Annotated in this window: 28 protein-coding genes; 13 read left to right on the forward strand and 15 right to left on the reverse strand. The window is 56.2% G+C overall.

The window, feature by feature from the left end; translation table 11 throughout:
- Positions 1-4 precede the first annotated feature (4 nt).
- Both SYN8016DRAFT_RS11330 and SYN8016DRAFT_RS11335 read right to left on the reverse strand, forming a co-directional pair.
- Positions 5-403, reverse strand: a complete 399-nt coding sequence (locus tag SYN8016DRAFT_RS11330; protein WP_006854553.1) for a DUF4346 domain-containing protein — start codon at positions 401-403, stop codon at positions 5-7.
- A gap of 24 nt (positions 404-427) precedes the next feature.
- Positions 428-1,609, reverse strand: a complete 1,182-nt coding sequence (locus SYN8016DRAFT_RS11335; RefSeq protein WP_006854554.1) for a GNAT family N-acetyltransferase — start codon at positions 1,607-1,609, stop codon at positions 428-430.
- A gap of 91 nt (positions 1,610-1,700) precedes the next feature.
- On the opposite strand from SYN8016DRAFT_RS11335, the gene SYN8016DRAFT_RS11340 reads away from it, so the two are divergent.
- Positions 1,701-2,144, forward strand: a complete 444-nt coding sequence (locus SYN8016DRAFT_RS11340) for a hypothetical protein (RefSeq protein WP_006854555.1) — start codon at positions 1,701-1,703, stop codon at positions 2,142-2,144.
- Here the strand turns inward: SYN8016DRAFT_RS11340 and SYN8016DRAFT_RS11345 are convergent.
- Complete coding sequence (locus SYN8016DRAFT_RS11345) at positions 2,126-2,782, reverse strand: dihydrofolate reductase family protein (RefSeq protein ID WP_006854556.1); 657 nt, start codon at positions 2,780-2,782, stop codon at positions 2,126-2,128. The genes SYN8016DRAFT_RS11340 and SYN8016DRAFT_RS11345 overlap by 19 nt on opposite strands.
- A gap of 12 nt (positions 2,783-2,794) precedes the next feature.
- Entirely contained in the window at positions 2,795-3,715 is a 921-nt protein-coding gene (locus tag SYN8016DRAFT_RS11350) for a 6-carboxytetrahydropterin synthase (protein ID WP_006854557.1), read from the reverse strand.
- A 52-nt stretch (positions 3,716-3,767) separates the two neighbouring features.
- Here SYN8016DRAFT_RS11350 and SYN8016DRAFT_RS11355 point away from each other — a divergent pair, with 52 nt between their 5' ends.
- Positions 3,768-4,382, forward strand: a complete 615-nt coding sequence (locus tag SYN8016DRAFT_RS11355) for a shikimate kinase (RefSeq protein ID WP_006854558.1) — start codon at positions 3,768-3,770, stop codon at positions 4,380-4,382.
- Here SYN8016DRAFT_RS11355 and SYN8016DRAFT_RS11360 read toward each other — a convergent pair.
- Entirely contained in the window at positions 4,339-4,599 is a 261-nt protein-coding gene (locus tag SYN8016DRAFT_RS11360) for a chlororespiratory reduction protein 7 (protein WP_006854559.1), read from the reverse strand. The two genes, SYN8016DRAFT_RS11355 and SYN8016DRAFT_RS11360, sit on opposite strands and share 44 nt — an antisense overlap.
- 25 nt (positions 4,600-4,624) lie before the next feature.
- On the opposite strand from SYN8016DRAFT_RS11360, the gene SYN8016DRAFT_RS11365 reads away from it, so the two are divergent.
- Positions 4,625-5,386, forward strand: coding sequence for a DUF6816 family protein (locus SYN8016DRAFT_RS11365; RefSeq protein WP_006854560.1), 762 nt, complete (start codon positions 4,625-4,627; stop codon positions 5,384-5,386).
- Here the strand turns inward: SYN8016DRAFT_RS11365 and SYN8016DRAFT_RS11370 are convergent.
- On the reverse strand, positions 5,298-6,023 hold the full coding sequence (locus SYN8016DRAFT_RS11370; protein ID WP_006854561.1) for a glutathione S-transferase family protein: 726 nt from the start codon (positions 6,021-6,023) through the stop codon (positions 5,298-5,300). The genes SYN8016DRAFT_RS11365 and SYN8016DRAFT_RS11370 overlap by 89 nt on opposite strands.
- 421 nt (positions 6,024-6,444) lie before the next feature.
- Complete coding sequence (locus tag SYN8016DRAFT_RS11375) at positions 6,445-7,206, reverse strand: zinc-dependent metalloprotease family protein (protein ID WP_006854562.1); 762 nt, start codon at positions 7,204-7,206, stop codon at positions 6,445-6,447.
- A gap of 288 nt (positions 7,207-7,494) precedes the next feature.
- Between SYN8016DRAFT_RS11375 and SYN8016DRAFT_RS11380 the strand changes: the two genes are divergently transcribed.
- Genes SYN8016DRAFT_RS11380 through SYN8016DRAFT_RS11400 form a run of 5 tightly spaced genes read left to right on the forward strand, consistent with a single transcriptional unit; the run spans position 7,495 to position 11,856 of the window.
- Positions 7,495-7,704: a DUF751 family protein gene (locus SYN8016DRAFT_RS11380; RefSeq protein WP_006854563.1), complete on the forward strand. Its 210-nt coding sequence runs from the start codon at positions 7,495-7,497 to the stop codon at positions 7,702-7,704.
- A gap of 2 nt (positions 7,705-7,706) precedes the next feature.
- Positions 7,707-8,111 (forward strand): 30S ribosome-binding factor RbfA, encoded by a 405-nt coding sequence (gene rbfA / locus SYN8016DRAFT_RS11385; RefSeq protein WP_006854564.1) that lies wholly within the window; start codon positions 7,707-7,709, stop codon positions 8,109-8,111.
- Positions 8,108-9,805: a glycoside hydrolase family 3 N-terminal domain-containing protein gene (locus SYN8016DRAFT_RS11390; RefSeq protein ID WP_006854565.1), complete on the forward strand. Its 1,698-nt coding sequence runs from the start codon at positions 8,108-8,110 to the stop codon at positions 9,803-9,805. Before rbfA ends, SYN8016DRAFT_RS11390 begins: the two co-directional genes overlap by 4 nt.
- A 36-nt stretch (positions 9,806-9,841) precedes the next feature.
- A complete protein-coding gene (locus tag SYN8016DRAFT_RS11395; RefSeq protein ID WP_006854566.1) occupies positions 9,842-11,050 on the forward strand; it encodes a glycosyltransferase family 2 protein in 1,209 nt (402 codons plus the stop codon).
- Complete coding sequence (locus SYN8016DRAFT_RS11400) at positions 11,047-11,856, forward strand: uroporphyrinogen-III synthase (protein ID WP_006854567.1); 810 nt, start codon at positions 11,047-11,049, stop codon at positions 11,854-11,856. The genes SYN8016DRAFT_RS11395 and SYN8016DRAFT_RS11400 overlap by 4 nt, the downstream gene beginning before the upstream one ends.
- Here SYN8016DRAFT_RS11400 and SYN8016DRAFT_RS11405 read toward each other — a convergent pair.
- Genes SYN8016DRAFT_RS11405 through zds form a run of 3 tightly spaced genes read right to left on the reverse strand, consistent with a single transcriptional unit; the run spans position 11,835 to position 14,272 of the window.
- Positions 11,835-12,338 carry a hypothetical protein gene (locus tag SYN8016DRAFT_RS11405; RefSeq protein ID WP_253909862.1) on the reverse strand — a complete coding sequence of 168 codons (504 nt, stop codon included), beginning with the start codon at positions 12,336-12,338 and terminating at the stop codon, positions 11,835-11,837. The genes SYN8016DRAFT_RS11400 and SYN8016DRAFT_RS11405 overlap by 22 nt on opposite strands.
- A gap of 1 nt (position 12,339) precedes the next feature.
- Positions 12,340-12,795 carry an SRPBCC family protein gene (locus tag SYN8016DRAFT_RS11410; RefSeq protein WP_006854569.1) on the reverse strand — a complete coding sequence of 152 codons (456 nt, stop codon included), beginning with the start codon at positions 12,793-12,795 and terminating at the stop codon, positions 12,340-12,342.
- A gap of 4 nt (positions 12,796-12,799) precedes the next feature.
- Positions 12,800-14,272 carry a 9,9'-di-cis-zeta-carotene desaturase gene (gene zds / locus SYN8016DRAFT_RS11415; protein WP_006854570.1) on the reverse strand — a complete coding sequence of 491 codons (1,473 nt, stop codon included), beginning with the start codon at positions 14,270-14,272 and terminating at the stop codon, positions 12,800-12,802.
- A 113-nt stretch (positions 14,273-14,385) separates the two neighbouring features.
- On the opposite strand from zds, the gene SYN8016DRAFT_RS11420 reads away from it, so the two are divergent.
- From SYN8016DRAFT_RS11420 to SYN8016DRAFT_RS11435, 4 genes are read left to right on the forward strand one after another with little or no spacing between them, the layout of a single operon-like run.
- The gene (locus tag SYN8016DRAFT_RS11420) at positions 14,386-14,778 is read left to right on the forward strand and encodes an iron-sulfur cluster assembly accessory protein (RefSeq protein WP_006854571.1); all 393 of its coding nucleotides are present in this window, start codon (positions 14,386-14,388) and stop codon (positions 14,776-14,778) included.
- Positions 14,779-14,829: 51 nt separating this feature from the next.
- Entirely contained in the window at positions 14,830-15,258 is a 429-nt protein-coding gene (locus SYN8016DRAFT_RS11425) for a hypothetical protein (RefSeq protein WP_006854572.1), read from the forward strand.
- 1 nt (position 15,259) lies between these two features.
- Positions 15,260-16,462 (forward strand): lipid-A-disaccharide synthase-related protein, encoded by a 1,203-nt coding sequence (locus SYN8016DRAFT_RS11430; protein ID WP_006854573.1) that lies wholly within the window; start codon positions 15,260-15,262, stop codon positions 16,460-16,462.
- Positions 16,463-16,738: a hypothetical protein gene (locus SYN8016DRAFT_RS11435; RefSeq protein WP_006854574.1), complete on the forward strand. Its 276-nt coding sequence runs from the start codon at positions 16,463-16,465 to the stop codon at positions 16,736-16,738.
- Here the strand turns inward: SYN8016DRAFT_RS11435 and SYN8016DRAFT_RS11440 are convergent.
- Together SYN8016DRAFT_RS11440 and SYN8016DRAFT_RS11445 are read right to left on the reverse strand one after the other, a co-directional pair.
- Positions 16,674-17,618 carry a TIGR01777 family oxidoreductase gene (locus SYN8016DRAFT_RS11440; protein WP_006854575.1) on the reverse strand — a complete coding sequence of 315 codons (945 nt, stop codon included), beginning with the start codon at positions 17,616-17,618 and terminating at the stop codon, positions 16,674-16,676. The genes SYN8016DRAFT_RS11435 and SYN8016DRAFT_RS11440 overlap by 65 nt on opposite strands.
- A gap of 29 nt (positions 17,619-17,647) precedes the next feature.
- The gene (locus SYN8016DRAFT_RS11445) at positions 17,648-18,901 is read right to left on the reverse strand and encodes a cation:proton antiporter (protein ID WP_038014574.1); all 1,254 of its coding nucleotides are present in this window, start codon (positions 18,899-18,901) and stop codon (positions 17,648-17,650) included.
- Between the two features lie 55 nt (positions 18,902-18,956).
- Between SYN8016DRAFT_RS11445 and SYN8016DRAFT_RS11450 the strand changes: the two genes are divergently transcribed.
- Positions 18,957-19,214, forward strand: a complete 258-nt coding sequence (locus tag SYN8016DRAFT_RS11450) for an NAD(P)H-quinone oxidoreductase subunit O (protein ID WP_006854577.1) — start codon at positions 18,957-18,959, stop codon at positions 19,212-19,214.
- Between the two features lie 185 nt (positions 19,215-19,399).
- On the opposite strand, the gene SYN8016DRAFT_RS11455 is transcribed toward SYN8016DRAFT_RS11450, so the two are convergent.
- The 3 genes from SYN8016DRAFT_RS11455 to SYN8016DRAFT_RS11465 form a co-directional block, all read right to left on the reverse strand.
- Complete coding sequence (locus SYN8016DRAFT_RS11455) at positions 19,400-20,125, reverse strand: J domain-containing protein (protein ID WP_050802750.1); 726 nt, start codon at positions 20,123-20,125, stop codon at positions 19,400-19,402.
- Entirely contained in the window at positions 20,122-21,090 is a 969-nt protein-coding gene (cysK, locus tag SYN8016DRAFT_RS11460; protein WP_006854579.1) for a cysteine synthase A, read from the reverse strand. Before cysK ends, SYN8016DRAFT_RS11455 begins: the two co-directional genes overlap by 4 nt.
- A gap of 222 nt (positions 21,091-21,312) precedes the next feature.
- On the reverse strand, positions 21,313-21,526 hold a 214-nt coding region (locus tag SYN8016DRAFT_RS11465), incomplete at its 5' end, for a carbohydrate porin (protein ID WP_006854580.1).

Genomic DNA, 21,526 nt, shown 5'->3' on the forward strand with positions numbered 1-21,526 from the left:
GGGTTTAATCCTGAACGTAAGGACTTCCTTCGCGCAAACACTGTTCTGCCTTCTGAAGTTCCCGACCCAAATACAGCGCATGATCCAAACGGCTTAGGGGATGGTCTCCGTCCCCTTCGCACAAGGCAATCCCCAATTCTTTTGCCGTACGCCCACGCAACACGGCCGTGGGCGTTCTAGGACCACCCTTCCGGCAAGCAATCACTTCCCCGGAATCTGGATCTCGTGCAAGGCCTTGCTCATCAATCGTGTTGCCGTAGTGCTCAACAACCAATTCAGCGGCAGCAACATCCACGCGAATCAAGAAATAACCCAACGGATCTAAGGCTATAAATCGCTGCGACAACTGATCATCCAGCTGAGCACAGGCGTTGAGGTCTATGGCACTGTTGGTCTGGTTCAATCTGGCTGCAAGGCTCTTCTCAACTTACAGAGCAAGGGATGGCGTCTCTTTTCGAAAAGGGAGCTCCGCATTGATTGCCTCAATCTCCTCGAGCATCAGTGGATTGACCTTGCCGAGCCAGCCACGAATCAATCCTTCCATCTGGGGCTCATACCAGCGATGGAGGCTGGTATGAGGTCGAGCCACAAACCCACGCCGACGCTTGTGGCTTCCCCCTGCTCCTGGATCAAAACTCTTCAGTCCCTGCTTCAAAGCCCACTCAATCGGGGCGTAATAGCAAACCTCAAAATGCAAACAATCAATCTCTTCGTGGCTCCCCCAGTACCGGCCCCAGAGCGATGCATCGTCATGCACGCAAAGTGACATCGCCACTGGCTCATGGGGGTTGCCACGATGCGCACTAAAGAGAACAATCCGCTCACGCAATGCATTCGTAGACAAGGCATCGAAAAACGATGCTTCGAGATACTTGCTACCCCACATCCCCCAACGAGCACAGTGCTGTTCATAAAATTGATGCATGCATTGCATCAATGAAGGATCGAGATCCTCACCACACAGGGGGGTGATCTCAATGCCTGCTGCACGAACCGCCTTCCGCTCTCGTTTGATATTACGGCGCTGATTGGCATTAAATCCTGCCAAATAGTCGTCAAAATTGGCCTGCCCATCTGATGTCCAGAGACTCTGCTGATTCAACCAAGCAGCGCAACCTGCAGCTTCTGCCAAAGGACGCCAGAGCGGATCAACGTAGAGAAAATTACAACTGAGGATGCCATTATTACGAGCAAAGGTGTCAATCAATTCCAGCATGAGTTGGGTCAATGCCGCAGAATCTTCATCTGCAGCGATATGGAAGCGATAGCCCTGTACCGGGCTGACGGGGCTCATCCCAATCAACTTTGGGTAATAACGAAGACCAAGGTCGCCAGCGAGCCGAGCGAACGCTTGATCAAACACAAACTCCCCGTAACTGTGACCCTTGAGATACAGCGGAGCGACCGCACAAAGATGCTCCTCTCCGCGCCACAGGGATAGGTGCAGTGGCTGCCATCCCTGATCGGGCGCCACGCTCCCAGAATCTTCAAGGGCCGCCAGCCAATTCCAGCGATAGAAGGGACTGACCTCAGGACCAAGCAGCTGTTCCCACTGCTGTTCGGGTATCTCCCGAATCGAGCGATGCCAACAAGCCTTCAGGGATGCCATGACCGGCGAAGACAGCGGCGAAGAAGAAGACCCTAACCAGTGAGAGCCAATGGAGTCACACTGAACGCAAGCCAGTTTTTGCCAACCTGCCGTGAACCGTTCGACGCCAGGAAAACAGCAGGTGGTGTTCACGCTGTTGGCGCTCAGCTTGATGCTGAGCGAAAGTGCCGTCCAAGCAGGGCTACTGCAGCCATTGCTGCAAATGATGCGTCCAAAACTTGAGAGCCAGCTTGCTGATCAATGTCAGCAACTCGCGAAACAAGCCCTTAAAGAGGCTGAACTCGACCTTGAACCATTCAGCCGCATGGGAGAGCAGTCGTGTCAGGCGCTAGCCAAGCCCGTCAGTGAATGCCTGATCCGTGAAACCAGTCGCGCTGGCAGAGAGTTGGGTGTGATCAGCGAACTCTTGTCAGGGCGCATTGGAGATGACGCCGAAGTGGTGATCAAACGCTGCCTGGCGTCGCTGCTGGGACTCCAGGCAACCGACCTAGAGAAGGTCCCGCTCAGCGAGCTTTTTCAGCGGCTGCGTCCATAACGAACCAACAGCTCATTTCCGCTCAGTCGATCGGCCGATAACAGCGTCCAAGCATCGGGCTGCGATAAAGCCAATGGCATGCTGCATCCTTCAGACGGAATCCAGCTGAACCGACCTCCCAGCAGGCATGGGCTCAGAGTCAGCTGCAGCTCATCCACTTGATCGGCTTCCAGAAGGGATGCGCAGAGGCCCGCTCCTCCAAGAAGAACGAGGCGATGAAAGCCCAATGCCGCAAGCTCCACCAGGGTGGTCTCCCAGGATGGTTGCAAGCGATGAATGGCGGAGAAACCATCCACGGAGATCCGCTCTGGGGTCAAGAGCTGACGCTCAAGCGCTTGTTGAAAAAACGGCCACTCCAGACCAAAGTCTGGACGGCGACTCACCACCAGCGCCGTTGGCTGTAACGGCCTGCCCTCTTGCTTGCGCTGCGCCAGAAGCTGTGGTTCATGAATCAAACAGGTGCAGCGATGGGCCCGCAGCGTTCCTGCACCGATCAGAACCGCATCGGCCCAAGCCAAAGCCTGTTCAAGGACGTGCCGATCGCCAGCACCGCCGAGCTGAGCAGCCCCTCCAGACGCAGGAGCAAGCCGCCCATCCAAACTGACGGCTAGCACCAGACGAACCGATGGTCGCTGCACGTGGAAACAGCCTCAGCCGTTAACGGCAGAGTGCATCGCTTCGGGCATCGCATTGAGCGCAGGAGCTTCGGCGTACACCTCTGCAGCGTTGTTGGGGCTTTCCTGAAGTCGCACCTTGTGCAACTGAGCGCCAATGGCGCGAACGGGGGTGCTCAGTCGATCAACGATATGCAGGGCAATGTTTTCAGCCGTCGGAACACAATCGGCGAAATGGGCGACGTCCTTGTTGAGGAAGGTGTGATCGAAAGGCTCCACAACGAGGTCACTGACGAGACGTTGAAGCGCCGCTAGGTCGCAGACCATCCCCGTGCGGGGGTCGATGCTTCCGCGCACCGTGACATCCACCAAGTAGTTGTGGCCGTGGCCATGGGGACGGGCACATTTGCCGTAAATCTGTTCGTTCTCCTCTTGGCTCAACTCTGGTCTTGCCAGACGGTGCGCAGCAGCGAAATGAGTGCGGATGGTGAGATAGGCGTCCATGGTTTGTCCGAGATAGTCGGCCCACAGGCCTGATGATTCATAAAGGCGCAGCGCCACGAGCGGCAGCTGATTGGCCAACCGAGACCAGATGATCCGAACCAAAGCTTCGGTGGTTGGCAGGCAACCCTCCGGATTGGTCACATCGAATTCTGGCCAAGCCTCATTGAGGAAGCGAAAATCGAGTTGTTCGGTGACTTCCGAACGAATCGCATGCTTCACATCAGAGAGGTTCAGCACCATGCCATTGGCGTCAAGGCCACCGGCCATGGACACAATGAGTTCGTAATTGTGTCCATGGCCAGGGGCGATCGCACAGGATCCAAAACGGGCTGCGTTGTCGTCAGCACTTAATTCCGGCAACCAATAACGGTGGCTGGAGCTAAAACAGGCTCGGCGGGTGATGACACAGCCACGACCTTGGCCGTGCGGTGCCGTCGTGATGGCATCAGTCATGACGTGGTCTGACCAGCGATCATCCTAGTGAGTTCTCCCACCTGCCGAACCGATGGCTGACGGCGCGACCACGACACCCCATCCTTTGAAAGCCCGTTTGGGCGGCCGGAACCTGTACCTGATCGGAATGATGGGGAGTGGGAAAAGCAGCACGGGGCGCCCCCTAGCCCAACGCCTGGGCTACGGCTTCGTTGACGCCGACGGCGTCGTGGAAGCGCTGGCTGGCCGCCCGATCCCCCAAATCTTTGAGACAGAGGGAGAGCCAGGCTTCCGAGCACTCGAAAGTCAGGTCCTGCAAGCCATTGGCGAACGCCATTCGCTCGTGGTTGCGACCGGTGGTGGTGTGATCACGCAGCCAGAAAACTGGGGCGTTCTGCATCAAGGGATCGTGATCTGGCTTGCCCCTGGACGGGACCAACTCCTGGCGCGTCTCCTCGCAGACCCAGGAGCCAGGCCTCTGCTTCAAGATCAAAATCCTGAAGCGGCTTTAGACGCGCTCCTGGAAGCTCGTACCCCTCTTTACGCCGAGGCCGATCTTCGGATCACGGTGGGCGACGAGACGGTCAACGCTGTGACAGATCGAATCCTTGAGGCCATCCCTGGCATTCTCAAACCCCATGAGCTCATGTTCCAGGCTCCAGGCGCACGGCAAACCACTGAAGATTGAACCCTGGAGCTAGCTCGAGATCGCAGGCTGTGTCCAAGAGCCTTTCTGCGGCGGCAGATGACGATCCAAACGCACGCAAATCACTGGGTAGCACTGACATGTTGTCCAGCTGATCCGTCAGCCATGTCAGGGTGTCGTCGGAACTGAGCAGTCGTTCTGGCTTGCCCGGCTCAAGCACCACATAGTGATCACAAGCACGGATGAGGGGATCGGACATGACGCGGCCACTGCTGGAACTGATCATGGCCGTGCTTCTTCTCGCTGGACCAGCAACACCAGCCCTAGCGGACAACACCCAAAACCATCAGCAGCTCGAAGCCCGCCTCAAGGATTGGCCAGCCTGGTCGGATCCTGCTCCTCTGCCGCGGCCACGCGCCAACCAGGACCTGGTATATCCGGATTGGTTTGCAGGGCTTTGGGAGGTGGAAAGTCTGGATCTTTTGGCGAACGGCAAGGTGGACGAACACTTGCCCCCCTTGCAGCATCTGGCCCAGTTTCAGCTCAATCCGCAGAACGAGGTGGTGGGGAATCGACCGTTTAATGCCAAAGCGATTGGTCAGGCCCTCTTAGGCAAGCAAATGATTAGCGTGGAGCAAGCCCCTCAGCAAGTGAACCGTCAGCTCGCTCGACTCAGCGACGATCGCCTGCTGGAAACGACGGTGATCGGCAGGGAACAAACATCGATCAACGCCGCAGCCTTTCTGAGTGATGAGCTTGTTCTCCAGGTGATGCATGGGGCAAGGGCCCCAAGGCTCAGCAGAATTGAAACCCTGAGTCGCTATCGGGCATGCCCCAACGAGCCAAGCGCTGAAATCATCAGTCGAATCTGCGGGGAGCAATGGCAACAGACCTATCCAGCTCCAGGGGAAACCAGCGAATCGTTTGTGCAACGACCAAGCCGTTACAAGCTCACGCTCACACGGCTGCAGGATCCTGCTGAAGCAGGCGAGCATCCAGCCGATCGCGCCACTCAAACAATGGTTGAAGGCGGGGATGATCACTGAGACCAGCGACCCCGCGGCCAGCCAATTGGGGGCCTGATGAAGCGGGGAAGCGCAACAGGGATAGCTGCGCCGCTACGGCCAAATCAGCCAGGCTGAGGGAATCGCCAACCAAGACGCTGTCCGCCGTGAGTCCATCCGCAATCGCAATCAAGTTGTGGAGCATGGCGGAACGCTCCTCCTGGCCAAACAGCTCGTTCACTCCACTGAGCCAACCCGTGGGAACGCCGGTCATCACCTGCCGAATCGGGCCCGGTACGTCATCAGGCAAAAGGGCCGCACGCAAATCTGGGTCATCCACAGCGGCCTGAAGCAGAGCCGCGCGGACGGATCCAGCCAAGGTTGTATCGGCCCAATCTTCGATCAAATGAACTTGGGCCACAGCGCGGCGATCCTTCGGGAAGAAGGGCGATTCGGGCTGCAACTCCTCCAAATAACGACAAATCGCGCTGGAATCTGCCACCACCGTGTCGCCATCCACGAGCACCGGAACTTGCCTTTGCCCTGACAAACGGAACACGGCTAATTGACCGATTCCAGGCGTGACTTCCACTTCTCGAAAGCTCAAACCTTTTACGTGCAACGCCATCCGCACCTTGAGGCAGAAGGCGGAGTGACGGAATTGATGCAGCTCCAGCATGACCGTCTTATCACAAATACGCAGGATAGCTATTTAATCCCAAAGAATGCAAAATCATGCCTCATTTTCACGACAGCCCAATTAACACATGAGCATTGAAAAACATCTAGAGCGATTCAACCTCACCCCAAACGTTAGGCTTATAGGTTGCAAGACGCAATTAAAATTGTTTTTCAGAATATCAATACTGGAGCAAAAACCTGACGAGCACAATGAGCGAAACAAAAACAAACGCGAGTCCAGAACGCTCTCTAAAAAATAAAACCCAAAACTCCACCCAAGCACATCAGGATATATCATAAAAATTAAAAGTTACAACTAATTTATTGGGCGTTAAACATTAGCGAGCATAACCCAATATTGCCCAATAAGTTCTATTCATATCATTTAAAAGAATTGCAATTGCAAGTAGCTTCACGGCTCAAACAAGACTTGTCTCAACGCCCCATATTTCTGTTAATGCTGCCAAGTCCACATCGGTGAACTCATCTCCCCACTCTCCAGCAAAAGAATTATAAGACATTACTGTATCCTCTACTGTGTTCCACAAAGGATTATTTGGAGCCTCATTCGGATGACTTAAGCCTAAAGAATGACCGATTTCATGGACTATAGTATTCGAATCAAATTCAGCGTTTCCTGTATCTTTCCAAAGAACGAACCAACGATTCGGACCCTCTACGACTTGACCAACGATGCCGGGACTTCCCCATCCAATATATCTATCAACCTTAATAACTACAATTTCAGAATTAAGTATAAATTCAGATTCTTCAAAATCAAGTTCAATAAGCGCATCCACTTCAGTAAAAGTTTCATCAATTAGAGCTTCCTCTTGAGCTGTTTGCTCAAGCGAAGTAAAAAAGAAATTTTCTGATTCCCTATCAAATACTGTATAAGTTAAGGTAGTATTACCATCTTCTGGGTTCCAATCAATATAATCTTTCGTAATATCTCCAAAAGATGCACTTACCAACGCATTAGGGTCTAAACTTGAAGTTGATTCAAGTATACTTGACGAGCCAGGGATTTCTCCTTTGCATATAGAGCATGCGCAGCTAAGGGAGTCCCGCGAAACAGACTCTAAAGCAGAAGATTCGAGCCGATCAGCAAAGCGATCACTTAATGGATTAAGCCTTTCACTTTTTCTACCACCCAAAGCATTAAACACAGCTTTTTCCACAATAAATCTCTTATACTTTACATTGCATCCTTGACAATGTCAAGCAACCTTCAAGAGAATTGTCAGAAATTACTCTGACAGGTTGCGGACGAACAGAGCGGTTGCCCCAAAGACTTAGTAGTTGCAAGCAAACTCACACCCAATTAAAATGGCCCAAATAGAATTATTTCATTCTCAATAGGCATTTCCTTTTGCGAACAATTGTGCGGTCCCCTAGCTGCATCGTCTTTTGGCACCACAAATGTCTTGTCCCTTCAAATCATCCCAAATACGCTGCAATAACTGAAGATGAAAGAGTTTTTCGTCAATGTGACGCGTTACCCGCGCTATCTCATTGCCTTCAGTCTTGGAGTCCTTAATTCCGTTGCCGAGCCCCTGGCTCAGCGGCGCAGCAATCCCGTCACGGCAGTGGCTCTGATCGGGGCCTTGATCAGTGGTTTCATCACCCTTGGGCTGGTGCTCCGTGCCATGGTGACCTCAACAGCACCACTGAGCTGACGATGGCCCAGGGACGTCGAGTTGAACGGGTTGCCGCCTTAATCCGCAAGGAAACCAGCGAGCTGCTGATCAATGGGATCCGTGACGAACGGGTCCATCAAGGCATGGTCAGCATCACCGAGGTGGAGGTCAGCGGAGACCTCCAACATTGTCGAATTTTCGTGAGTGTCTTCGGCGAACAGGCGCAAAAAGACGAAGTCATGGATGGCCTAGAGGCCGCTCGAGGATTCCTTCGTGGGGAGCTTGGCCGTCGTCTGCAAATGCGCCGCGCCCCTGAGATCGTGTTCAAACTCGATCTTGGAATTGAGAAAGGCACCAGCGTGCTCCATTTGCTTGGGGAACTCGAACGGGAGCGGGATGAACGAGGAGATGTCCCGGAAGGAACCGAACTCCCGGAGAATCCATGAATGCTGGTGAGCTCGGTCAGGGCGAGCTCCGAGAGGCCGTCGCCCGATTGTTGGTGGTGCGCGCCAGCGGTCATGCCACAGACAGACAACGGCGATACCCGCACTGGGAACTCAGCAATCAGGAGCTTGAGCAGCTCCTAGGCGCTGGGGTCGGGGGCGTGATCCTGCTCGGTGGAACAGCCACAGAATTGCAACAGCGCTGCCGCACCTTTCAGCGCTGGGCTGGGCAACCGATTCTGTTATGCGCCGACGTTGAAGAAGGCGTGGGCCAACGGTTTGAGGGAGCCAGCTGGCTCGTGCCGCCGATGGCGCTCGGACGGCTCCATCGCAGAGCTCCCAGACAGGCCGTAGAACTGGCTGAAAACTACGGACGTTGTTGCGGCAATCAGGCAAAACGCTGCGGGCTGAATTGGGTCCTGGCACCGGTTTGCGATGTCAACAACAACCCCGACAACCCGGTCATCAACGTGCGGGCATGGGGCGAAGATCCAGACACCGTGGGGGAGTTAACCGGAGCTTTTCAGCGTGGACTGGCGACAACAGGCGTCTTGGGGTGCGCCAAGCATTTCCCTGGGCATGGCGACACCGCCAGCGATTCCCACCTGGAACTTCCTCTGCTGCAACACAGTCGCGAACGACTAGAGAGCCTTGAACTTCAGCCGTTTCGCACCCTGATCCAGGCGGGAGTCAGCAGTGTGATGACAGCCCATCTACTGATTCCGGCATTGGATGAACAGTGGCCGGCCACCCTCTCCGCCAATGTGCTCACCAGGCTGTTACGGGATGATCTCGGCTTTAAGGGCCTTGTGGTCACCGATGCCTTGTTGATGGAGGCCATCGCGGCTCGCTACGGAGCAGGCGAAGCCGCAGTGCTGGCATTCGCCGCAGGTGCTGACTTGATCTTGATGCCGGCCGATGCCGTGGCCGCCATCGACGCTCTCTGCGATGCGCTGCTTTCCGGTCGCGTACCCATGGCCCGTCTTCACGACTCGCTCAATCGCCGCCAGGCTGCTGTGCAGTCGATCCCGGCGGCGCTCGATTCGAACAACAACGACCACAGGATCGAAACAGCAGAAGAAAGAGCCCTCACGCTGGAGCTCGTTACCCAGTCACTGGAGATCTCCAACTCTCCAACCGCCAAGGCGTCAACTCAGCCCAACGGGTCAACCCAGGCCAACCCCATCGAGGTCATCAACCTGATCCGGGTGGATGGTGTTCTTCCCTGCCCGGTGCTCCCTGCCGATGCACCTGCCATCCTTCTTCCCAAAGCCCTCGGCTTCCAATCCCTCGTCAGCCATCCCCTCGGCATTTCCCCGTGGGCGAATCCAGCGGATCCAGCAGCCCCGCTGGCGCTCGATCGCCTCGGGAAAGGGCCTCTACTCCTGCAATTATTTGTCCGAGGCAATCCCTTTCAAGCCAACCGCAGCGCTCGGGAGCCCTGGACTGATGCCATCAAACAGCTGATTGGCTTGAACCGACTTTTCGGCTTGGCGGTGTACGGAAGCCCCTACGTCTGGGAGGCACTGAGCGCCCTGCTGCCGAGATCCATTCCAGCGGCTTACAGCCCTGGGCAAATGCCTGACGCACAGCAAGAGTTGCTTCAACAGTTGCTTCAAGAGTTGAAGCAACATCGCCTGAAACCGGATCCCGCTTCAGCGCCATCAAGGTTTGCCATCAACGAATTCACCGACTGAACGCGCCTAGCCTCTGCCCCAGTTGTGCCCAAGACCATGCTCAGCCTCTCCATGATCGTGCGCAACGAGCAAGAGCGGCTAGGAGCCTGCCTGGACTCCGTAAAAGCCTTCGCCGATGAAATGGTCATCGTTGACACGGGCTCGACCGATCAGACCATTGCCATTGCGAAGGCGGCAGGTGCACGGGTCGAACAGTTGCCTTGGCCAGGCGATTTCGCTCCAGCTCGCAATGCCGCCCTGGAATTTGTGACAGGCGACTGGGTGCTCGTGCTTGATGCGGATGAATCCCTAAGAGCTGAAGCGATTCCTGCTCTCAAGGCGCTCATGGCCCAACCTGATGTGCTGGTGATCAACCTGTTGCGCCATGAGCAGGGTGCTGCCATGGCCCCTTATTCCAGCGTGAGTCGCCTGTTCCGCCGCCATCCCCGCATTCGCTGGAGCCGCCCGTATCACTCGATGGTGGATGACAGTGTGCGCGAGCTGCTCAAGGACGAACCCCACTGGCGGATCGCCGACTGCCCAGAACCAGCCCTGCTTCACGACGGTTACCGGCCAGAGCTACTGCAAGGAACGGATAAGGCTGACCGTCTCCGCCGGTCCATGCAGGAATGGCTGGAACAGGAGCCAGGACATCCCTACGCGTGCGCCAAGCTCGGGGCCCTCGAGGTGGCAGATGGGGATCGGGTTCAAGGCATCGCCCTGTTGCGCGAAGGGCTTGCCAACCTTGGCGAAGGTGAAGAGCACGCTGCAGAACGCTACGAGCTGTTGCTCCATCTGGGCATTGCCCTGAGCGCGGAGGACACCGACCAGGCCATCGCGTTCTACAAACAAGCCCTAGCGCAAGCTTTGGACGTCCGTCTTGGCCTTGGCGCCAGGTTGAATTTGGCCGCCCTGCTGTTGCAAACCAACAAGCTCGATGAGGCCATCCAACTCACCAAAACGGCATGCCAACGCGCTCCAGAAGTGGCCCTTGCCTGGTACAACCTGGGGCTGATGCAACGCCGCAAGGGTGAGATCAAGGACGCGTTGCAGTCCTATGAACGAGCGATCAGCCTGGAACCCAGCCATGCCGAATGCCATCAGAACCTTGCTGTTGCAAGGCTCGTCGGTGGAGACATCGACGGGGCGAGAGCATCGTTCCGAACGGCGATCGCCCTGCTCAACAGCCAGGGGAAAGGAGACCAGGCAAAAGCCTTGGAACAGCAGGTAAGTGGACTGGTGAAACTGAATGAGGTGAATGCATGATTGCCGGAAGCAGTCCCGGTCTGCAGGGGCGCACCATCGTCGTCACCAGGGCTCGTGAACAACTGGGGGAAGCCCGGAAACTTTTGGAACAACAGGGTGCCAGGGTGCTCGACCTACCAGCTTTGGAAATCGGCCCTCCCGATGAATGGGGACCTTTGGATGATGCCCTGGCTGAATTGGATGAGTTCCACTGGGTGGTCTTCTCCAGTGCCAATGGGGTGCAAGCCGTTGATGAACGTCTGCGGCTACAGGGAAGCAGCTTGGGGTGTAGGCCTGCCGGGCTCCGTATTGCTGCTGTTGGACGCAAAACCGCACGCCTTCTGGAGCAACTGGGAGCCCCCGCTGATTTCGTGCCACCAGATTTCGTAGCAGACAGCCTGATCGAACACTTTCCTGTTTCAGGTTGGGGACTAAGACTCCTGCTGCCAAGAGTGCAAAGTGGTGGCCGCACGCTGCTCGCTGAAGCCTTTGGAGAGGCGGGCGCCAGGGTGGTAGAGGTGCCTGCCTACGAATCCCGCTGTCCAGCCGACATCCCCGACACGACGGCCACAGCCTTGGCCTCAGGGGAGGTGGATGCCATCACATTCAGCAGTGGGAAAACCGTGCTCCATACAGCGGCACTGCTAAAGCAAAGATTGGGAGCTGAACTAGCAGCTCGAGCCATGCGCTCCGTAGCCCTGGTCTCGATTGGCCCCCAGACCAGCCGACATTGCCTTGAACATTTCGGACGGGTCGACCAGGAAGCCAACCCCCATGATCTCGATGGTTTGACCCAAGCCTGCCTTCAGGTGATGCAAACCCGCTGAGATCGCCCGGCCTGAAGCACGGTTAGGCAGCCCGTACGGATGTTGATGGTTTGCACCTCAACGTCCATCGGGAAAAGCTGCTGAGCCTCGCCAGGGCAACGGCCTCCTGCCCCCAGACACACCACTCCCGATCCCTCAGTCGTGCTGATCAGTGCACGCAATTGATCAGCCACAGAGAGCACACCAAGGACCTTCCAGTCCTGATCTCCCGCATCACCGAGATCGGGCCCAGAGGTGCGTTGGGGGAAAGGGGCAAAGGGATCGGTGCGCCCCTCTGGAACGGAGACGAGCACCTCATCAACACTGGGTAAGACGGTTAAGGCCGTTTGAGGGAGGGACGGCTCAACCGTCTCCTCAGGGGACAGCAAGGGGGGTGCATTCACTTCACTGGATAGGCTGACATCCGTTGGATCAGCGGAACATCCAACGATCAGCGCCCCGAACATCAGCGTTGAAAGGGCAAAGCTTGAGACTTGACCCAACTCAAGGCTCCGACCGTGGTGAGTAACCGCTTTCCACCAAATCCCTAAAACGATCAAGGTTTGCCTGGAGCTCCTTGGTAACGATCCCTCCCAGGATGCTCGGTTCCATCAACGGTGCCAAGACTCCAGGAAGTTCGTAGCTCACGCTCAGCTTCACAGCTGTGAGCTCTGGCTGCTCTTGATAGAAGCGAACGCCACCTTTGGTGGGGAGTCCCCCCACCGATTCCCACAGCAATTGCTGCTGTTCAATGCGGCTGGTGATCCGCGCTTTCCATTGAAAACGAAAACCTTGGGCTGCCAAAGTCCAATCCGTTAGGTCCGGGTCTTCTCGGGTCTTGACGGATTCAATCCAGCGCATCCAGCGAGGCATCGCTTCGAGATCACTCCAAACAGTCCACACCTGATCGACAGGTGCTTGCACTTCGGTGGTTACCGTGTGGTCGAGCCAACGTCCCATCGGTTCAGGCCACCGCGGCGTTTGTGGCCAACTTTGCCGACGTGCCAAGAATGGCTGCAGCAGCAAGATGACCACTCATCGTGGCTCCCTCCATGGAATCGATGTAGTCCTGTCGGGTGTAACTACCAGCAAGGAAAAAATTGCAGACAGGTGTGCGTTGATCAGGGCGATAGGGCTCCATTCCAGGGGCCTCTCGATACAAAGACTGAGCCAACTTCACAACATTGCTCCAGGTGAGGTTCAAGTGCTGCGCTGATGGGAAGAGTTTGCGCACCTGAGCATCGGTGTGGGCAACGATGTCATTCACTGATTTTGGAATCCAAGGGTCGCCTGGGGTCAGGACGCACTGCAGCAACGATCCTTCTCCTGGCTTTCGGTAGTCCTCAGGACTCGCCAATGCCAAATCCGCAAAACAACTGAAGTCTGCGTCAGCGGTATAGAGCAAATTGTTCAAACCAATGGGATGGGACAGATCCTTCCGGCGCGTGTCTGCCATATCTCCTTCCGCCAGTTCCGTCACCCATCCGTCGTAGCGCAACTGCACCGTGGCGACCGGAACAGCTTCCAAGCGATGAATGGCATCGAATTGCTCATGCTTGCGCCATGCATCGGGGAGAAGGCGCTGGATCCCTGGAACATCACAGGCCGCCAAGTACACATCCGCCTGAACATTGCACTCACCCTCGGGAGTGCTCAGGGTGAGGGAGGTCACCTTCGGAGTCTCACCCTCCTCGTAATGCACCTCCTTCACGCGGTGGCGAAGATGCAACGTGGCGCCTCGTTCCTGGATGTATTCCAAAATCGGCCCCGTGAGCCAGCGATGCGGCGAACCTTTCAGCAAATTGAGTTTTGAAGCCTCTGTTTTGGAGGCAAACATCATGAAAATGGTCAACATGCAGCGCGCCGAAATGGCTTCGCAATCGATAAAACCCAAGGCGTAAGCAATCGGATTCCACATCCTGCGAATGCTCTCCAAGCTCCCGCCATGGCTGACAAACCAAGTCTGGAAACTCACGGAATCCAGGGCACGAATCGTGCGCATCGCCCCTTCGTAATCCACAAGGCCACGCACGATTGGACTGGTGCCTAAGGCCAATGCATTACGCAACTTGTCGATCCAGGTCAGCTGCGGAGTCGTGAAAAAAGCCTTGAGTCCATTGAACGGAGCACCAATCGGGAAACGAAAATCAAGTTCCCGCAGATCACCGCCGCTATTCACAAACAGGTGCGTGTGATCTTTTGGCAGCAAGTTATCAATCGCACCCACCTTGCGCATGAGGGCAAAGAGATTGGCGTAATTGAAAAAGAACACATGCAATCCCATCTCGATGTGATTGTCGTTTTCATCCACCCAGCTGCCGACTTTGCCGCCCATGAACGGACGCGCTTCGTACAGATCCACCTTGTGACCTGCGTCCACGAGGTCGACGGCAGCGGCTAGGCCGGCCAGTCCTGAGCCCACAATCGCGACCTGCACCAGCGCTTCTACCAAGAATTCAATGACTCTATGAATCCGAACGCCTTAACTGCTTTAAGCAAGAGACGCGCGGGTTCAATACAGTGACGACAGGCCAGCTGGACTCTTGACCCATGACCACCTCCACCCCCAGTACTGCGACCCACACAGCCAAAGGTGGAAAAGGCATTCAGATCACGGATCCAGCAATGCTTCAACTCTCGAAGCTCTGCCGAGAGCAAGGAGATGAGCAAATCCTTCGTGTTGGTGTGCGCTCTGGCGGTTGCAGCGGCATGAGCTACACCATGGACTTTGTGCCCTCCTCTGAGATTGAGGATGGCGATGAGGTTTACGACTATGCCGCCCCCTCGGGTGCCGCCTTTCGGGTGGTCTGTGACCCCAAAAGCCTGCTTTACATCTATGGCATGCAGCTGGATTTCAGCACAGCCCTGATTGGGGGTGGGTTCAATTTCACCAATCCCAATGCCACCCAAACCTGTGGATGCGGGAGCTCCTTTGCGGTCTGAGCGACACCGCGTGGGAATCTGATGACAATTTCCAGAGAATCAGAATCAGCAATGGAGTCCCAGGAATCTCAGGAATCCAGCCTCTTCGAGCAGGCGATGGCCCGTTATCAAAGTGGAGCACCAGCGGCAGAGTTGATCGATGATTTTGTCGCGATCACCGAAGCCGCACCCCGGCAGTCGTCTGGCTGGACTTGCTTGGCTTGGCTTCTGTTGCTCTGCGATAGGCCAGACGATGCGTTGCGTTCTGCTCGGTTGGCGGTGAAGCTCAATGGTCAGGATCCTCAGGCTCGGATCAATCTGACCCTGGCCATGCTGGAAACCAAAGCGAAGGGCGTTCGTGATCAAATTGCTGTCGTGCAGCAGGTCTTAGCGGTTGCTCCCGAAATGGGAGATGAGCTGAAAGAGTCGATCAATGATGGCTTTAAACGTCGGCCGGACTGGCCCGCCCTTCTCAAAGTGAAGAGTTGGTTGGAGCTCTGACGTGGCTCGGCTGCTGCTTTTAAGCAATGGTCATGGCGAAGACCTCTCGGGTGCTTTGCTTGGACAAGCCTTGAAAGCGCAAGGGCACTCCGTGGAAGCGCTGCCCCTGGTGGGTCGCGGCAATCCCTACAGCGAAGTGGCGATCCCGCTGGTGGGTCGTACGCGTGAATTCAGTACGGGTGGGCTTGGCTACACAACCTTTCGAGGGCGCCTCACGGAGCTGATCCAGGGTCAGGTGATCTATCTTCTGAGCCGCCTGCTGAGGTTGCTGCGCAACGCAGGCCGTTATGACTTGGTGGTGGTGATCGGGGATGTCATCCCCGTGATGGCGGCATGGCTCTGCCACCGGCCAGTGGCGACGTATCTGGTGGCTTACTCCAGTCATTACGAGGGTCGATTGAGACTGCCATGGCCCTGCGGAAGCTGCCTCAAGTCTCAGCGGTTTAAAGCGGTGTTCAGTCGCGATGCCCTCACAGCCTTGGATCTCAGCGAACAGCTGAAGCGCGAGGTGGTGTTCGTGGGAAATCCTTTTATGGATTCTGTGTTGAGCCCTAGCCAGCGCCTTCCCTACGCCAAAAGACGTCTGGGACTCTTGCCCGGCAGCCGTCGACCAGAGCTGGAACACAATCTGCTGCTGCTTCTGGGCGTGATCGACCAGATCCCGCTCTCGCAGCACAGGCCTGGAGAGCTTGAAATCGATCTAGCACTCGTTGGAGCGCTCGGAGATGACCCCTTGCACAACCTTGCCCAGTCCCATGGCTGGTCTCTTGTTCGGGAGCAAGGCAGCTCCCCAGCACGCTTGGAGAAGGACGGGCGGCAGATTCAGGTGAGACGACAGGGTTTTAACTCCGTGCTTCTCGGCTCAGACCTCTTGCTATGTATGGCCGGCACCGCGGCTGAGCAAGCCGTGGGCATGGCCAAGCCAGTGCTGCAACTCCCTGGCCAAGGCCCCCAATTCACCGCTGGCTTCGCGGAAGCTCAGCGACGGTTGCTCGGTCCAACCGTTTTTTGTGCTGCGGCCCCTGATGAAGGAGAGCAACGTCTAAAAGCAACAGCCAAACTGGCGGTCGAACTGCTGGAACGAAGCGTGAATGACCCAGACCTTCGTCGTGATTGTCGGGAACAAGCGATGCAACGATTGGGCCCCCAAGGCGGAGGCAGCAAAATGGCTGACTGGATCAGTGGGCTGCTGGAAAAGAGCTAGATGACATCAAAAAGCCTTGAACCCCCTTGGAAACGCTGGCTGGATCGGCTCCTCGTTGTGGATGTGTTTCTGGTCTTGGGAGGTGCGGTTTGGTTTGCCCTGGCCGTCATCGCGGACGGACAAGGCCTCAAAGCGCCCATGCAGCAATTTCAGCGACTCTGGGACCCCCTTTTCACCCCAGCGATTGGAGTCCTGATGGCAGCCGCCCTGATCAACGGGCTGTGGAGCTGGTGGCAGCGTCGAATGCAGCAGGCAGCTCAGAGAAACGACAGCTGAAGTCCAACGCAGCTTGACGTGCTGACTGGACCCGCTGTCCTTCCAGCACCACCCTCGCTCCATCGCCAAGCAACAATTTCAAGAGTGGGCCGGGGACCGGCAGCAGGCTTGGACGCCCCAAACAACGACCCAGACTTGCCGAAAATGTGGCCATCGTGACCGGCGTTGGAGCCACGGCATTCACGGCCCCCGACCAAGCATCGTTCTCCACAGCAGCAAGGATCATCCGACAAAGGTCGCTGCGCTCAATCCAGCTCATCCACTGACGACCTGTTCCAATCGGTCCACCGAAACCGATCCGGAAGATCGGCAGCATTTTGCCCAGCGCACCTCCATCGGCCGCCAGCACGATCCCGATGCGCAATACCACCAATCGCGTGGCGTCAGGCTTGTCCGCCGCTGCCGCTTCCCAGCGTTGGCACAGCCCAGCGAGCACATCGTTGCCACAAGGGCTGGATTCTTCAAAACACTGGTCTGCACTAGTTCCGTAATACCCAACAGCCGAAGCGTTGATCAACACGTTGGGAGGCTGGGCCAAATCCCTCATCGCCTTCACAAGCTGGCGAGTGGTTTGCAGGCGACTGTCTTCTAGCAATTGAAGATGCGTTGAAGTCCAACGCTTCTCTGCAATCGGTTCCCCTGCCAAGTTCACAACCCCTTGCGCTTGCGCCAGTGCCTGCTGCAGCGGACTCGATGGCGCCCAACTGCTCGAATCGGCTGGATTGCACTGCACCCACGACAAGCCTTTGAGGCAACGAGGAGGAAGTCCGGCCGGAGCTGACCGACGACTCACGATGGTGAGATCGTGCCCAGCGCTTTGAAGCATGGGAACCAAGGCACGACCGACCAGTCCGGTGCATCCGATCAGCAAAAGTCGCATGGTGGATCCATCTTGTCTGCTTTGAGAGGCTAGGCAGCAGCGTCCGGATCATGTTGCCGAGAGGGCAGCGTGAGATTCATGCGTTCAGCCAACGGAACAAGCGCAAAGCCCTGAATAAAAAGGCCATAAAGCACAACGGCAAGGGCAAGAGGAGGCATCGACGCCCCCCAAGGAATGCCAGACGACCAGGCATCGATGGCCAGTGCGATTGGAACCGCTCCACGCAATCCCGCGCAGCTCACGAAAATTCGTTCATACCTGGTGAAGGTGGTATGCCAAAGCAAGGCATGCACCATCAGGAATCTCACCGCCTGCATCAACAGAAAGAGAACAAAAGCCCAACCAGAGGCGTACACCACATCCTGCGGGGCAACGACAAGCCCCATGCACAAGAACAGCAAAAGCTCCGCCATTTTCGCGTAACTGGAATGGGCCTCAGCAAGCGCCGTTCGATCCAGGGTTGGGCCATTCCCAAGCACTAAGCCCGCCACATAGGCCGCAAGCAATGGGCTCCCACCCAGCAACAAGGTTCCACCGGTTAAGACCATCAGCAACGCCAAGCTCACGACCGGGAGCATGGCGGCATGGTTAAGGGTGAGACGCGTTCCAAGCAGTTGGAGGGTGAGGGTGCCGCCGATGAACCCCAGCAAGATCCCGAGCACAAACTGGCGGACAACATCTGTGACCAATACCCCAGCAGCAACGCCATCTCCACCGGCTAGAGCCAACGCCAATCCAGCCAAAACAACAGCCATTGGATCGTTGAAACCCGACTCACACTCGATCAAATCAATCAATCGCTTTGGCAATCGACCAGCCAAGGGACGGAGAAGGACCAAAACGGCAGAGGCGTCCGTACTTGCCACCATGGCTCCGATAAATAGAACCCGCGGCAGGGTTGTTGGATTCGTTCCAACACCACTGGCTGCGCTCAGTCCGAATCCAGCCCATCCAATCAAGGCCGCTGTGATGACCACTCCAACCGTGGCCAAACGCGCAGCAGGCTTGATCACACCGCGAACCGCAGACCAATTGGTGGTGAGACCACCAAAAAAAAGCACGAGCACCAGGGCGGCCTGACTGATCTGCTGCGCTTGATTGAGGTTCAGCAGAGTGATTTGCTGGCCTCCCACCACGCCCATGTGGTTTTCAATCAGCAGGCCCAAAACCAGCACCATGAGGATGCCGGGGACCCTGATACGCGCGGCAAGATCGTCAAGAAGGACTGATACGAGCAGCAGCCCTCCAAAGGCCACTAAATACAAGGCAAGAGGGTGGGACAAACATCAGCCTTGTTGGTAGGGAGGTTTTAGCCTGGTTTCGATTGATCGTCTCTCCATGGCTGAACCATCCGCTGAGTCCACCCCAACCACCAAACCAGCGGCGACGCTCAAAAAGGGGGCGCTGGTTCGCGTCAACCGCTCGTCCTATCTGGGAAGCGTCGAGGCATCAGCCAGTGATCCCAGACCACCCGAATACATTTTTGAGGGACCGGGAGAACTTCTTTTGGTAAAAGGAGAGTACGGACAAGTGCGCTGGAGGCGTCCTGTTCCAGACGTCTGGCTGAAGCTCTCTCAATTGGAAGTGTTTTCCTGACTGTTGAGGAAATTCTCCACAGCACGCACGGCCGGAGGGAGTGACTGCACTGCCTCTGGCAACCTCCAGAGCACCCCACCCAACACAGCAGAGATCTCACCAGACTCACCAAATCAGGTGCTGTTCAAGCACGATCGAGAGGGGCCAAATCCAAGTCAGCACCCCCCGAAATTGCCAAGACTTCATCAACCGATCTCCAAGCGGCGACGTTCCTCCTGAAGACGCTTGCGCCTTTGCCTGGCTTCTCGCAACATCTCACGACCATCGTGGAGATAACCATCCACGTAGCCCATCGTGTAGCGCTCCAATTCGCCAATCGCATCTTCTACCTCCGACAGACAGTGATAAAGACTCAGCCCGAATCCCTTTGCCGATGAGGGCGTAGGGAGGGATTGGAAGAGATCTTTCACCTTGTCTAGTTTGCTGCGACTTTGCTCCAGGTAATGACAGAAACCTTCCATCAAACGGTCGTCATAGGGATCTGCCGATAACTCACGCAATTCGCTGGCAAAGGGATTGATCACCTGTCCGAGCATGCGATCAATCGGTGTGTACACCTTCTTCAACCAATTCGCTAGGGCATCATCTTCAGCGGCACCATGCCCAGAGGCACGACGAGCAGCCTGACTCGCTCGAGCATTTCTGACACCACGGCGGCGTGCTTCGTCTTTCTCTACAGCCCTAGGAGACCCTTGCTGGTCAAAGGCACGCCGTCGCTCGCGATCGCCAAGCAACTCCCAGGCGGCATTCAAAACAAGGATTCGTTCGGCATCTCCACCCGCATCGGGATGATGCCTCTTCACAAGTTGGCGATACGCCGCCTTGATTTCAGCCGCAGTGGCGCTGCGACTCACCCCGAGCACCACATAAGGATCACCACCTTTGGCCTCAAGCTGGGGACAATGGCTCAAAGCTGACCATCCCGCCACGCCGTTGGAGCAGCCGAAGCACTGAACATCGGTGTGGACAGATAACGCTCACCGAAGCTGGCAAGAATCACAACGATTCGTTTCCCTGCCATCTCAGGTCTTTGGCCAAGTTGGAGAGCAGCCGCCACAGCGGCTCCACTACTGACCCCGGAGAGCAGGCCTTCTTCCCGGGCCAAACGGCGCCCCACGTCCATCGCTTCTTGATCACTCACCCCAAGGATTTCATCAATCAAGCTTGGATCAAAGACAGAAGGAACAAAACCAGCACCAATGCCCTGAATGCGATGGGGGCCCGGGGCTCCACCCGCCAAGACAGGACTGGCTGCCGGTTCTACCGCAAACACTTTTAGATCAGGATTGCGCTGTTTGAGAAACCTGGCACAGCCTGTGATCGTGCCACCCGTCCCGACTCCAGCCACAAAGGCATCAAGTTCACCGCCTGTATCACTCCAGATCTCTTCTGCTGTCGTAGCCGCATGGACCGCTGGATTTGCAGGATTATTGAACTGCTGCAACAGATAAGCCTCGGGAATCTCGCAGACAAGCTCTTTAGCGAGATCTAACGCCCCTTGCATTCCTTCATTCCCTGGGGTGAGCTGCAACTCAGCCCCGTAGGCCCGGAGCATGGCGCGGCGCTCGGTGCTCATGGTGTCGGGCATGGTAAGGATTAAGCGGTAGCCCCGAGCTGCTGCAACCATCGCCAAAGCGATTCCCGTGTTTCCACTGGTGGGCTCAACTAGCACGGTCCGTCCTGGAGCGATGGTTCCAGCTTGTTCAGCAGCCAGAACCATCGAACCGGCAATCCGATCCTTCACCGAAGCCGTGGGATTGAAGCTTTCCAGCTTTGCCACCAATTCAGCCAGACACCCACTGCGCTCTGGGAGGCGGTTAAGACGTACAAGCGGAGTACGACCCACCAGATGGGTGATATCAGGAGCAATTGGCATGCTTTTATCCAATCAGATGACCGCCCATAAGGCCAAGAGCAGAGGTCAAAACCATCAACAGAAACCGTGTCAAAAGCGCTTTTACAACTAAGAACCAAGCCTCAAAAATTACATTAACCCCTAAATATCAATAAAAAACTCTCATACTGCATAAGCAATATGAGAGAAATAACAACGATCAACAAGGAAGATCCCTCAAAAGAGGGATCAATCTTTAAGTGATCAGAACTTGAAGGTGGTCTTCAGAAGTCCACCGAAGTTGTTGAAGGTGTCATCGCCACGGTTTCCACCGAAGGCACGGTTACCACCATCAGTCAGATCGCCATAAGGGCGGCTGAGGTAGTAGATCGCAGGAGTCACAGAGATGTTGTCGGTGACTTGGAACTGGTACCAGAATTCCCAGGCGTAGTTGCCGTCTGCAACGAAGTCTGAATTC

The organism is Synechococcus sp. WH 8016 (assembly GCF_000230675.1).
Lineage (GTDB): Bacteria > Cyanobacteriota > Cyanobacteriia > PCC-6307 > Cyanobiaceae > Synechococcus_C.